This is a genomic window from Vibrio sp. R11-SG3-ISO9 (genome assembly GCF_059834255.1).
The window spans coordinates 26,101-39,367 of record NZ_JCBDGU010000055.1 but is presented as its reverse complement, the minus strand read 5'-3'; the positions used below and the strand labels follow the sequence as shown (position 1 = coordinate 39,367).

Below are 13,267 nucleotides of genomic sequence, written 5' to 3'. Positions count from 1 at the left end.
CTACCCCGATTACGCTTTTTCGGCCGCTAGTTTGCGGACCCACGGACGATGACCTTCTTTGCTGATGATTTCGTTACGGAAACGAACCATCATCACGGCGCCGAAGAAGAATGCAAAACCGAAAATATTAAGAAGCAGTGGCCACAACATATCGCTTGAGATCGATGGCTTATCGAACTTAGTGATCGTCGCACCTTGGTGCAGTGTATTCCACCACTCTACTGAGAAGTGAATAATAGGTAGGTTAATCACACCGACAATAGCAAGAATACCTGCTGCTTTTGCCGCTGTTTTCTGATCATCAAAAGCGTGGTGCAGAGCGATAACGCCCAAGTACAAAAATAGTAAGATCAGTTCTGATGTTAAACGAGCGTCCCACACCCACCAAGCACCCCACATTGGCTTACCCCAAACTGCACCAGTCAAAAGCGCAATAAAGGTAAATACAGCGCCGATTGGAGCCATTGCCAGTGATGCCATATCCGACAATCTCACCTGCCACACAAGGCCGATAAAGGCTGCAATCGCCATCGACATGTAGACACCCATCGACCAAATCGCTGATGGAACGTGAATGTAGATAATTCTAAAGCTATCGCCTTGTTGGTAATCTGAAGGTGCAAATGCAAGCCCCCAAACGGTACCAACGGATAGACACACTAGTGCTAGAACTGAGAACCATGGCAGAAGCTTACCAGCAAGCTGATAAGAGGTTTCCGCTTTGGCATAGGGATGGAGCCATTTCCACATGTTGTAATCTCACTCTTACTTCATATTACTTACAGCTGTTAAAGCTATAGTTATTATAATTTATTTACGGTTGCTTTCCGTATGGCGACTCTAGGAGTCCAATGGTGTCAATTAGTTCACACCTAAATCTGTTTAATTAGTTCACGCTCACACGTAATGCTGCACTAATAGCAAAAGGCGTTAATGTCATCGCACCCATTAGCATCGCGCCTAACACAGCCAATTGACCGTTATACGCAACACCTAGTGCTGCCGCATCAATTGCCGAGGTCGCAAAAATCAAAATTGGGATATAAAGCGGTAGGATGAGCAAACTCAGCAGTACGCCCCCTTTCTGTAACCCAACCGTCAGTGCAACACCAATAGCACCAATAAAACTCAACGCGGGCGTCCCTACCAGCAAGGTCAACACAACTGAAAGCCATGTATCAAAATCCAGCGATAGCAGAACAGCCAAAAGTGGACTAATTAAAATTAATGGTAAACCAGTCAATAACCAGTGTGCTATGACCTTGGACAATACTACCAACTGCAACGGGATGGGCATGAGCATCATCTGTTCTAGTGCTCCATCCTGAAAATCATCACGAAATAGACGCTCTAGTGAAAGCAGAGCCGATAACAGAGCAGCGACCCAAACGATCCCCGCAGAGATACGTGCAAGAAGGTTAGGCTCGGGACCAATACTCAATGGAAACAAAGTGATAACGATAATAAAGAACCACAACGGGTTGAAAATATCGGCTTGGCGACGAAACGCAATTAGAAGCTCACGTCGGATAATCATTGTCATTGAAGCGATCATATTATTCACCCAGCTTTATTTTTCTTAGTTTCGGGCTGTCGGCGAACATATCTTGGTGCGTTGTAAGTAACACAATTCCGCCATTGTCTGCATGTTGTGAAAACAAATTCTCGAGAACTTTCACACCCTGCTTATCGATTGCTGTTAGTGGCTCATCTAAGATCCACAGCATCTGCTTGCTCAACCACAAACGAGCCAACGCTACTCGGCGCTGCTGTCCTGCAGACAACTGCCCTGCTGGCACATCTTCTCGCCCTGCCAAACCAACTTGCGCAAGTGCGCCGTACAGTTCTTCCTTACTTGCTTTGCCACTGTGAATAGATTGGTAAAAGCTTAAGTTCTCGTAAGCACTTAACTCACGCTTAACACCGGTTTGGTGACCAAGAAACAGTAGATTTTGATGGTAAGCATCGCGATTGGACTCTATTGACTGACCATCCCATGAAATGGTGCCTTCGTCTCGATCGCCTAATCCGGTGATGATCCTAAGTAGTGTCGTCTTGCCAGTACCATTTCTTCCCTCAACCTGAACGAGTTCGCCAGCTTTGAGTTGAAAAGACAAAGATTCAAAGAGAACTCTTTCGTCACGAATAGCGGTTAAATTTGAGACTTCTAACATAGGAAATATAGGTCCAATAATAAGAGGGGTATAGTAGCACACCATTATGGTGACAAAACAGGAATAGGTCTTTGCGAAAGAACAAACTCAGTAAGAAACTGTTAACGCTGTGTCAAAATTTACACATTTTATGTTTAATACATAATATCTCAAAGATACAAACACTTAGACACAGCGTTCTATAAGTAAGATTTTCAATTAGTAAGCACCAAAAACAAAAAAAGAAGCCTGAGCTTCTTTTTGGATTCGCGTTTCGCGCTTAACTTATTTTTAGCGACGTGGTGGCTTACGGCGATCGTAAGACTTAGGCTGCTCATCATAAGATGATGGGTTGCTACGAAGAGATGGGATCTTCTCTTTGCCTGCTAATTTATTCTGCAGAGACATCATTAGCTCAGCTTCTGCTTTTGGCAGTTCACACTCTTCGATAAGCTCGTTTATTCCAGCGCCAAGTTGAACCATTTTGGTCGCTCGAGTGTAGAGTCTACCGTCTGTATCGGCATGCTCTAACTCAACAATACGCTCATTTAGATGCTTAATCACATCTTCTTGCTCTGTCACTTTCTGGCCAAGACCAACCACAACAGAGCGCACCTCTAGTAACTGCTTGCTCGATTTTTGAAGCTCTTTTTCTAAGCTACGAACCTGCGCACGAGAGTGGTCGAGCTGCTTTTGTAGGACACTTTTCACTTTGCCCAACAGCACGACGATAAATAGCGTAAAACACCCAACTCCAATAATCAGTGCAGCTGGGCTTAAGGGAAGCGCTTCAAACATTACAGGTGAGCCATCTCATCCCATTCGTCTTCGCTTAGTAGCTTGTTCAAATCAACTAGGATCAGAAGCTTACCGTCACGGTTGCTCACACCTTGGATGAACTTAGCACTTTCATCAGTACCAACGCTTGGCGTAGTATCGATTTCAGAAGAACGAAGGTAAACAACCTCTGCCACGCTATCAACTAAGATACCAATCACTTGGCGCTCAGATTCGATAACGATGATACGAGTGTTGTCAGTGATCTCGCCTTGCATTAGACCAAAACGTGAACGTGTATCGATAACTGTTACAACGTTACCACGTAGGTTAATAATACCCAGTACGTAGTCTGGAGCACCTGGTACTGGAGCAATCTCACTATAACGAAGAACTTCACGCACCTGCATTACGTTGATGCCGTAAGTTTCTTCCTCAAGTTGGAATGTCACCCATTGAAGTACTTCATCATTGGTTTGATCTTTTCTTACTTCAACTTCACTCAATTGAGACATATTCAATCCTCTTGCCGCCGTTACCGGCTCACTATTATTAATCTAATGCTTTTACATCTAACCCTGCATTTAGCATGGCGATCAATGCTTCAACATGAATCAAAGCACACATTTTTTCTTTAACCATACCCGCGAGCCATGGACGTTTACCTGCCATTTCTCGCCAGCGTACTTTATCTGTATTTAAGAGCTCAGTACCTTTGAGCTCAGTGCTCGCCAGTCCCCACATGCTCTCACCAAGCATAACTATATATTGATAGTTTTCTTTGTATTCGTCACTGGTTAACTTCTCAGACATCACCCATTTTGCGGTATCGACCACATCTAATTGACTATCTCGATTAGATTGAAGACCTAAATACCAAGCTGGGCGACCAATCAGATGGCTCAACTCTTCTAAACGGTGTATGCCACCAAGTTCATCCAGTGGGACTGCAAAAGTTACACCATTCACATCAAAGTAGAGTACTTGGAAGTCTTCACTACGAACTGTGCTCTCCCACGAAGTGAAGTTACTTGCCCCACCCGCTTGAGTTTCAAGCTCAACTTCTTGCTCTACCGTTTCTAAATCTTCCTGTACGGAAATCGTCTCTTCAGCGGCTTCAATACTCGGCTGATAAACCGGTTCACTGAAGACTTGAGGCTCTGCTTCCGCGACCGTTTCAGCTACATTTTCAAAAAGGGGCTCTTCGATGTCCCAGCTTTGAATCTCTTCTTCAGCTTGTTGCTCTACCACTGGTGGTTCTGGCGTTTCCACTTCAAGAGTTGGCGAAGCCACTTCCATCTTAGGTGCCAAATCCGTTTCCACAGGCATATCAACAGTGGTCGTCGAATGGAGCGCAATTTGTTGCGTGTTCTGATCCATCAAGTCGTCGAGGTTTAGCTCTTCAACGACATTAGTCGACTCCAACTGGCTCAGTAGCTTTTGCACGTCTTCAAGATTTGGGACCTCAAACTCTGCCGAGCGAATCTCAGAGTAACTCGAATATTCCGCAAGTTTTGGCTCTGGCTCTGGCTCTGGCTCTGGCTCTGGCTCTGGCTCTGGCTCTGGCTCTGGCTCTGGCTCTGGCTCTGGCTCTGGCTCTGGCTCTGGCTCTGGCTCTGGCTCTGGCTCTGGCTCTGGCTCTGGCTCTGGCTCTGGCTCTGGCTCTGGCTCTGGCTCTGGCTCTTTAGGTTGTGGTTCTACGACCTCGTCGTCAACCCAAATTTCTTCGGTTTCGAAGCTTTCATCAAGCAAAGCCGTGAAATAATCATCCAGGGCTTGTTCGCTTGATAAGCTGCCTTGCTCGATGGCTGAATCTTTACTGGAGCTCATTAATACCCAGCCTCTCGAGATAAATAAGCAGCTGCTTATACGCAAATACACCACGACTGCCGGATGCAAAATGAGACGCTGGTAATCGCTTCAAACTTGCATCCCTAAACTTGGTGTCGATCGGTACTGCTGATGTCCACACCTGATTCGGGTAGTCATGTTTTAACTGGGTTAATGTTTGCAGCGACGCCTTGGTACGCTTGTCGTACATAGTAGGAACAATCGTTACCTTAAAAGGCGCTTTGCGAGACTTCTGCATGATGGTCAAAGTACGGATCATTCGCTCAAGACCTTTCATAGCCAAGAACTCGGTCTGCACTGGGATCAAAATACGATCGCTTGCTGCTAACGCATTCACCATCATCACACCAAGAATTGGTGGACAGTCAATCAACACGTAATCATAGTCATCTTGCACCGCTGCAAGTGCGCGCTTTAATATTAAGCCCATACCGCTACGGTTTCCCATCACTCTGTCTAAGGTCGCCAAAGACATGTGCGCGGGAATGATATCGATACCCTCAACCTCTGTTTGCAGAGTCAAAGGTGCCACCGTTTCAGCGGTAAACTCACGCAACTGAAACAGGTCAAACAAACTGGATTCGACCGTATCTGAGTCGTAACCCAGATACGTCGTCAGTGATGCATGTGGGTCGGTATCTACCAACAAAACTCGATGACCTTTTTGGCTCAAAAGCCCAGCTAAAGTCACCGTTGTTGTAGTTTTACCTACACCACCTTTTTGGTTTGCAACACTCCAAACAATCATGATGCGCTACCTAAGCTAAGCCAACTTCAACCAACATTCTCTCGGCGATTCGCTCAAGAGGAAGGTCTTCAGTTGAAATGCCCGCTTTAGCAACCGCTTGAGGCATACCATATACAACACAGCTGTCTTCATCTTGTGCCCAAATGGTTGAACCTGCAGATTTAAGCATGCGTGCACCCTCACGACCATCTGCACCCATTCCGGTAAGTACCATAGACAGCACTTTGTCGTTATAGATCTTCGCCGCAGAGCCAAATGTCACATCCACACAAGGTTTGTAGTTCATGCGGTCGCCACCATCGATGATACGCAGTCGAGCTGAACCCGGACGGCCATCTATCATCATCTGTTTGCCGCCTGGTGCTAGATAAGCAACGCCAGGTTTTAACATGTCGCCATCTTGAGCTTCACGCACTTCAATCTTACATAAGGTGTTCAAACGACTCGCAAATGCTGCGGTAAATGTTGCCGGCATATGCTGAATCAACACAATTGGATGCGGGTAATTCGCAGGGATACGCGTCAGAATCTTCTGAAGTGCTACAGGGCCACCCGTTGATGTACCAATAGCAGTCAATTGATACTTCTTGCCTGATGCGCGGAACTTAGCTGCTGCTGGCTTAGCAGGAGCAGCTGGTTGGCGCAACGAAGAAACTGCAGGTGCTGCCGTTGATGCAGCTGGCGTCACTGGGCGAGAAATCGAAGCTGTACGTCTTAGTAGCGCACGCTTTGATGCGATCTCAATAACACGTTGTTGTAGCAGTGAAACTGCCTCATCACGGTTTCGAGCAATGTCTTCAAACTTTTTCGGCAAAAAGTCTAGAGCACCTGCATCCAACGCATCCAGTGTTGCCTTCGCACCATCATGTGTTAACGAAGAGAACATTAGAATCGGCGTTGGTGTTGCAGCCATGATTTCACGGACGGCAGTAATACCGTCCATAACTGGCATCTCAATATCCATTGTGATGACATCAGGTCTCAGCCTTTTGGCTTTTTCGACCGCTTCTTTGCCGTTTACGGCAACGTCAATGACTTCTAGGCGCGCTTCTGAATTGATGATCTCGCTTACTCGACGACGGAAAAAGCTCGAATCATCAACGACTAATACTTTAATCGCCATATTTATCCTTAAATTAAATTCTAGACGCTGCTGCGTACTGCTTCAGTAGATCTGGTACATCTAAGATAAGAGCGATATGACCATCACTGGTGATCGTTGCTCCCGCCATACCTGGCGTGCCTTGTAGCAAATTATCTAGAGGTTTAATTACCACTTCTTCTTGGCCGATCAAAGTATCAACCACAAAGCCAACACGTTGACTTCCGAGCTGTACAATAACCACGTGACCATGACCTTTACGTAGCTCAACGATGCCTGCTTTCGGTGCTAACCAATTCTGTAGATAGAATAGCGGGATCGATTTTTCACGAACGATGATCGTCAGCTGACCATCAACTACGTTTGTACGGCTAAGATCTAAGTGGAAGATCTCGTTTACTGATGCCAATGGCAGTGCGAATGGGTGACCAGCAACACCAACCATCAATGTCGGTAGAATTGCTAGCGTCAGTGGAACCTTGATTGTGATCTTAGTTCCTTTACCCATTTCTGAGTCGATATCGATAGAACCGTTCAGGGTATTGATCGCAGTTTTAACTACGTCCATACCTACACCACGGCCAGAGATATCTGAAATTTGTTCTTTACTTGAGAAGCCTGGAGCAAAAATCAAGTTGAAACACTCTTTGTTCGAAAGACGAGATGCAGCATCTTCATCCATCAAACCACGTTTCACCGCAATTGCACGAAGCTTATCTGGGTCCATACCGCCGCCATCATCAACGATAGCCAATTCGATATGATCACCCTCTTGTGAAGCAGACAGAATCACTTTACCAGTACGAGACTTACCCGCAGCAACACGTGCTTCAGGCATTTCAATACCATGGTCAACTGAGTTACGAACCAAGTGAATCAATGGATCCGCAAGAGCCTCTACGAGGTTCTTATCGAGATCGGTCTCTTCACCACGCATCTCAAGTACAATGTCTTTCTTAAGGCTACGAGCCAAGTCACGTACAACGCGTGGGAAACGGCCAAATACTTTCTTAATTGGCTGCATGCGCGTCTTCATTACTGCACCTTGTAGGTCTGCAGTAACTACGTCTAAGTTAGAAACAGCTTTCGACATTTCTTCGTCGTTGCTGTTCAAACCTAAGCTCACTAGACGGTTACGTACCAACACAAGTTCACCAACCATGTTCATGATGGTGTCTAGTGTTGAGGTATCAACACGTACCGTTGCTTCTGCTTGTTGCTTCTTAGCGGCAGGTGCTTTTGCTTCTGACTTAACAGGCGCTGGCGCTTTCACTGGTTCAGGGGTTTGTACCGCTGTAGGTGCAGCAACAGCCTGAGGCGCAGTTGCTACTGGAGCAGGAGCTGGCTTCACTTCAGCTGGCTTGGTCGCTGCATCTAACTCTTCTGCTGATGGGCCATTACCTGAACCATGCAGTTGATCGAGCAGTTTTTCAAACTCTTCATCCGTCATCAAGTCGTCGCCATCTGCGCTTGCAGAAACTGAGGCAACTGGTGCTGCTGGCGGTGGAGGTGGAGGTGGTGGCGCTGCACTCGCGTTAGACGGGCTGTTACCTGCGCCATGCAATTCATCGAGCAGTTTTTCAAACTCATCGTCTGTAATGTCACCGCTATCTACCGCAGGTGCTGGCGCTGCTGGAGCTGGAGGCGGTGTCACTTCTGCAGCTGCAGTTGGTGAACCACCCTTACCGTGCAGTTCATCTAGCAGTCTTTCGAATTCATCCTGAGAGATTTCATCGACTGATGATGCATTGATATTGGTATCAGCTGTTGCTGCAGGTTCCGGTGCAGCAACAGGCTCAATGACGGGTGCTGGCGCTTCAACTACAGGTGCAGGAGTAGCAACCTCATCTTCTGATTCTGGTTTACATAGACGATGCAATTCATCCAGCAGAGATTGTTCTGCAGGCTCTAAAGGCTCTCGGTCTTGAACAGCTTGGAACTGTACGTTAACGGTATCCAGTGCTTGAAGCATGGTATCCATCAAACCGGCTGTTACGCTACGTTGGCCATTTCTTAGAATGTCGAACACATTCTCAGCGCCATGACAGGTATCAACCAGTTCAGTGAGTGCAAGGAAACCTGCACCACCTTTCACGGTATGGAAACCTCGGAAAATAGCATTTAGTAGATCTTTATCATCTGGGTTATTCTCAAGTTCTACTAACTGTTCAGAAAGTAGTTCAAGAATTTCGCCCGCTTCGACTAAAAAGTCCTGAAGAATGTCTTCGTCTAATTCGTAGCTCATACGTTACCTTTAAAATCCAAGACTGGATAACAAGTCATCGACTTCATCTTGAGATGCCACTGCGTCTGCTCGCTCTTCAGGGTTCATGATTGGCCCTTCAGGTTCGGTTGACGCTTTTTTATCGGTCTCTTTATTTTGGCTAGCTTGATCCGCACCAAACACGGTCAGGATCTCAACTAAGCGGCCCTCAACTTCATTTACAAGAGTGATAACCTTACCAATGATTTGGCCAGTTAAGTCTTGGAAGTCTTGAGCCATCAAGATTTCAGTCAGTTGTCCGCGCAGTTCGGTGCTATCACCTTCTACCTGAACAAGTAATCCATCAATGCGGTGACATAAAGCTTTAAATTGTGCCAGCTCAATGCGGCCATGCATCAGTTCATTCCATTGAGGCCTTACTTGAAGTAAACACTCGTGTAGGTTGTCTGCGATTGGCATACAACGATCGACCGCGTCCATCGTTTTATTTGCTGCGACTTCCGTTTTATCAATGACATATTGAAGGCGATCCCGAGCGTCTGGGATTTCATCATTTGCGATAACACTAATGCGTTCATCGAAATTGAATTGTGTCAAAGAGTCATGGAGATCGCGGGTCAGAGAACCTATTTCTTGAAGCATTGGGTTGTCTTGAAGACCAACATTCTCTTCATACATGCTTCTAACAAGAGAATCAGCTTGTTGCTGCTCATCGTTTTCAAGCAGCTCTACTAATTTTTTTGCTTGTTCTAATGAAATCATCCTGAATTCGGCCTTACTCCGCATATACTACGACGCTTCAATCTATGGGATAAACGGGAAACCAAAAAGTTATTGCTCCCCCAGAAGCGCCTAAATCTTTCTCTCTGAGGCTTATAAGCGCTCAAAAATCTTATCTAGTTTTTCTTTTAGCGTTGCAGCAGTGAAAGGCTTAACAATGTAACCATTAACACCCGCTTGCGCTGCTTCAATGATCTGCTCACGTTTTGCTTCTGCAGTGATCATAAGTACAGGCAAGTGCTTCAGCTCCGCATCAGCACGGATATGCTTCAGCAAGTCGATACCTTGCATCCCAGGCATGTTCCAGTCAGTTACCACGAAATCAAATTCGCCTTTTTTCAGCATAGGAAGTGCGGTTAGACCGTCATCTGCTTCTTGAGTGTTGTTGAAACCTAAGTCACGAAGTAGGTTTTTAACAATACGGCGCATCGTTGAAAAATCATCAACAATGAGAATTTTCATGTTTTTGTTCAAATTAGCCTCCACTGAATAAAAATCAGTGTTGTTAGTCGTTCTGTGTCCAGGCACTTAATTTAGTGCGCAGACGCTGCATAGATTGGCTCAATATCTGGCTGACACGAGATTCGCTGACACCTAATACTTCCCCAATCTCTTTTAAATTGAGTTCTTCGTCATAGTAAAGAGATAGGACCAAGCCTTCTCTTTCTGGAAGTTGTTTTATTGAATCGATCAAAGCTTGTCGAAACGACTCATCAGCAACTCCCTGAAAAGGTAAGTTATCTTGAGAGTCTTCATTCGGAGATATTACATCATCTGAGACGCCTAAATCTTCGATTCCGACCAACTTTGAACAATTTATATCCGTTAAAGCGCTGTGGTACTGCTCTAAAGTCAGTCCCATGTGCTTCGCGATTTCAGCATCGCTTGGATCTCGGTTCAAAGTCGCTTCAAGTTCAGCAATCGCATTGCTGATCTCGCGGTTGTTCTTATGAACCGATCTCGGCACCCAGTCGCCTCGTCGGATATCATCCAGCATTGCACCACGAATTCGAATACCAGCGTAAGTTTCAAAACTCGCGCCTTTTGAACCATCGTAGTTCTGCTGTGCTTCAATCAAGCCGATCATACCAGCTTGAATCAAGTCATCCACCAATACATTAGGCGGCAATCGCCCCAACAAGTGATGAGCGATACGTTTAACCAGCACAGAATACTTCTCGAAGAAGGCTTGCTGCCCATCGAGGTTTCCGCGTTGATTGTAGGTAAGCGCTTTATTCACCAAATGGTTCCTCTGCATATGTACTGCGATTTAACAGACGTTCCACGAAAAACTCCAAGTGACCACTTGGGGTCTTCGGAATCGGCCAAGTTAACGCTTTATTCGCCAATGAGCTAATTGCTAACGCAGCTGGAGAGCGCGGGAACGCATCCACTACGATTTTCTGTCTCTTGACTGATTGACGTACTTTATCATCTAGAGGTATACATGCTACGAGTTCGAGGCTCACATTCAAGAAACGCTCTGTGACAAGCGTCAATTTTGCAAATAATTCTCGCCCTTCACGGTAACTTCTGACCATATTTGCGACAACTTTGAATCGCTGAACCTGATGTTCACGACTCAAAAGCTTAATCAAGGCATATGCATCAGTGATAGAAGTTGGTTCGTCACAGACGACCACAACAACGTCTTGTGCAGCTCTTGAGAAGCTCACAACCATGTCAGATATACCAGCTGCCGTATCGATTAACAAGACGTCCATTTCGTCTTCTAGCGTACCAAACGCTCGAATCAGACCGGCGTGTTGCGCGTGCGATAGTTCGGTCATGCTCTGAGTGCCAGACGTTGCTGGAATAATCTTGATTCCGTGTGGACCTTCCACAATCGCGTCTTTTAGCTCACACTCACCCGCCAATACGTGGCCTAGGTTTCGTTTAGAACGAATACCTAACATGATGTCTACGTTAGCCAGGCCTAAATCGGCATCCAGCACCATAACCTTCTTGCCCTGACGTGCCATACAGATAGCCAGTCCAAGAGTGACGTTAGATTTACCCACACCACCTTTACCACCAGTTACCGCAATAACTTTGGTCAAAGAAGGCTTTGTTAAGCGACGGAGGCCGCTAGCTTGGTCATGTATCATATTTTCAGTCATATTTATCCGCCGCCTAGAGTCCTTCAGAATCGCTATTCCAGTAATGAGGTTCATTCTCTGTCGATTTCTCGAGTAGCTCATTCGCCTTAGCAATCATGTACTTCGGTTGAGCAATAACGATATCTTCAGGAACTCGTTGACCATTTGCGATGTACGCAACTGGTAATGCATTTTGTATTACTACACTGATGAATTCACCCAAACTTAGCGATTCATCTAGCTTAGTTAGGATGCATCCCGACAGCGGGATTCTTCTAAAGTGTTCTATCGTCTCTTGCAGAACTTTGCGCTGCGCTGTAGCCGGCAACACCAAGTAGCTGTGAATTACGGAACCACTCTCTTGCATCAGTGTGTCTAACTGCTCAGACAGGCGAACATCTCTCTGTCCCATGCCTGCAGTATCAACCAGAATTAGGCGACGGTTACGCAGTTGATATATAACATCGGCCAATTCTTTAGAATCTTTAGCAACTCTTACGGGACAACCCATAATTCTTCCATATATTGAGAGTTGCTCATGTGCACCAATTCTATAGGTGTCGGTTGTAACGAGTGCAACATTGTCAGCACCGTACTCCATTGCAGCTCGAGCAGCGAGCTTCGCAACGGTTGTGGTTTTACCTACACCAGTTGGCCCTAAAAGAGCCACAACGCCACCACGTTTAAGAATATCTTTCTGGGTTACTGTGATCTGATCCGCCACCAGTGCTAACAGTGCTTTCCACGCTCGCGCAGGTTTGGTGTCTTCAGGGATATAGCAGGCCATTTGGTCGGCAAGCTCTGGAGAGACACCCATACGTTCAAGTCGTTTGATCAGCATTGCACGTAGTGGTTCACGACGCTCTACCTCTTGCCACATCAGTCCTGAAACTTGATGTTCAAGCAGGCGACGAATTGAGGTCATCTCTTCACGCATCGTTTCCATTTCAGAATCTGAGTTACGTGACGACTCTGGCTCACGCCCACGGTCGTAGCGAGTTGGGTCTAAGCGATGTGGTGGACGCTCAACACGTCGATCTTCTGCAATTAATTTAGCAAGGCCTGACTCATGAGAAGAGAACGCTGAATCAACATTGTGCTTGTTACCCGATTGTCGGTTTAACAACGCAGATAACGAATCTTCGTTTTCCGCACGGTGTTGAGACTCTTCCTCTGCGCCATGGCTGTACTGCTTAAGCATATTCGCAAAGCGTTTAGTCATTGAACGGCCGCTCTCTGAGCCAGAACCGCCAATACTCACTTTGTCATCATCAAGCTGGCGTTGACCCGATTTTGGTGCCGCCATTTGCGTATACTGACTCTGCGAAGGCTGAGGCTTGTTAAGTCGTGGCGCCGCTGCTGGTTGATTAGACTCACCATCAATAGCTGCAACGATTTCAACGCCACCTGCGACCTTTTTGTTAGACATGATCACAGCATCGGAACCAAGTTCTTCTTTAACTTGGAGCAACGCTGTTCGCATGTCTTTTGCAAAAAATCGTTTAATTTTCAATTCAATAGTCCGTTCTAATT

Annotated in this window: 14 protein-coding genes; all 14 read right to left on the bottom strand. The window is 46.1% G+C overall.

The features are described 5' to 3' along the window. Positions 1 to 9 precede the first annotated feature (9 nt). Positions 10 to 750 carry a heme ABC transporter permease gene (locus AC6R05_RS20830; RefSeq protein WP_032549637.1) on the bottom strand — a complete coding sequence of 247 codons (741 nt, stop codon included), beginning with the start codon at positions 748 to 750 and terminating at the stop codon, positions 10 to 12. Positions 751 to 886: 136 nt separating this feature from the next. Continuing rightward, entirely contained in the window at positions 887 to 1,555 is a 669-nt protein-coding gene (gene ccmB / locus AC6R05_RS20825; RefSeq protein ID WP_032549638.1) for a heme exporter protein CcmB, read from the bottom strand. Position 1,556: 1 nt separating this feature from the next. Continuing rightward, complete coding sequence (ccmA, locus tag AC6R05_RS20820) at positions 1,557 to 2,174, bottom strand: cytochrome c biogenesis heme-transporting ATPase CcmA (protein WP_032549639.1); 618 nt, start codon at positions 2,172 to 2,174, stop codon at positions 1,557 to 1,559. Positions 2,175 to 2,444: 270 nt separating this feature from the next. Further along, positions 2,445 to 2,951: a DUF2802 domain-containing protein gene (locus AC6R05_RS20815; protein ID WP_150871466.1), complete on the bottom strand. Its 507-nt coding sequence runs from the start codon at positions 2,949 to 2,951 to the stop codon at positions 2,445 to 2,447. Next, positions 2,951 to 3,445, bottom strand: coding sequence for a chemotaxis protein CheW (locus AC6R05_RS20810; protein ID WP_032549641.1), 495 nt, complete (start codon positions 3,443 to 3,445; stop codon positions 2,951 to 2,953). The genes AC6R05_RS20815 and AC6R05_RS20810 overlap by 1 nt, the downstream gene beginning before the upstream one ends. Before the next feature lie 37 nt (positions 3,446 to 3,482). Next, on the bottom strand, positions 3,483 to 4,760 hold the full coding sequence (locus AC6R05_RS20805) for a chemotaxis protein CheW (RefSeq protein WP_500648501.1): 1,278 nt from the start codon (positions 4,758 to 4,760) through the stop codon (positions 3,483 to 3,485). Then, positions 4,747 to 5,529, bottom strand: coding sequence for a ParA family protein (locus tag AC6R05_RS20800; RefSeq protein WP_500648500.1), 783 nt, complete (start codon positions 5,527 to 5,529; stop codon positions 4,747 to 4,749). Before AC6R05_RS20800 ends, AC6R05_RS20805 begins: the two co-directional genes overlap by 14 nt. Positions 5,530 to 5,539: 10 nt before the next feature. Beyond that, entirely contained in the window at positions 5,540 to 6,652 is a 1,113-nt protein-coding gene (locus tag AC6R05_RS20795; RefSeq protein ID WP_032549644.1) for a protein-glutamate methylesterase/protein-glutamine glutaminase, read from the bottom strand. Between the two features lie 13 nt (positions 6,653 to 6,665). Further along, positions 6,666 to 8,876 carry a chemotaxis protein CheA gene (locus AC6R05_RS20790; protein ID WP_500648499.1) on the bottom strand — a complete coding sequence of 737 codons (2,211 nt, stop codon included), beginning with the start codon at positions 8,874 to 8,876 and terminating at the stop codon, positions 6,666 to 6,668. 9 nt (positions 8,877 to 8,885) lie between these two features. Further along, positions 8,886 to 9,617: a protein phosphatase CheZ gene (locus AC6R05_RS20785; protein ID WP_150895501.1), complete on the bottom strand. Its 732-nt coding sequence runs from the start codon at positions 9,615 to 9,617 to the stop codon at positions 8,886 to 8,888. 111 nt (positions 9,618 to 9,728) lie between these two features. Then, entirely contained in the window at positions 9,729 to 10,097 is a 369-nt protein-coding gene (gene cheY / locus AC6R05_RS20780) for a chemotaxis response regulator CheY (protein WP_008218307.1), read from the bottom strand. A gap of 43 nt (positions 10,098 to 10,140) precedes the next feature. After that, positions 10,141 to 10,875: an RNA polymerase sigma factor FliA gene (locus AC6R05_RS20775; protein WP_152468337.1), complete on the bottom strand. Its 735-nt coding sequence runs from the start codon at positions 10,873 to 10,875 to the stop codon at positions 10,141 to 10,143. After that, on the bottom strand, positions 10,868 to 11,755 hold the full coding sequence (locus AC6R05_RS20770) for a MinD/ParA family protein (RefSeq protein WP_032549648.1): 888 nt from the start codon (positions 11,753 to 11,755) through the stop codon (positions 10,868 to 10,870). The genes AC6R05_RS20775 and AC6R05_RS20770 overlap by 8 nt, the downstream gene beginning before the upstream one ends. Positions 11,756 to 11,768: 13 nt before the next feature. Then, positions 11,769 to 13,247 carry a flagellar biosynthesis GTPase FlhF gene (gene flhF, locus AC6R05_RS20765; protein WP_150871451.1) on the bottom strand — a complete coding sequence of 493 codons (1,479 nt, stop codon included), beginning with the start codon at positions 13,245 to 13,247 and terminating at the stop codon, positions 11,769 to 11,771. Positions 13,248 to 13,267: the final 20 nt, after the last annotated feature.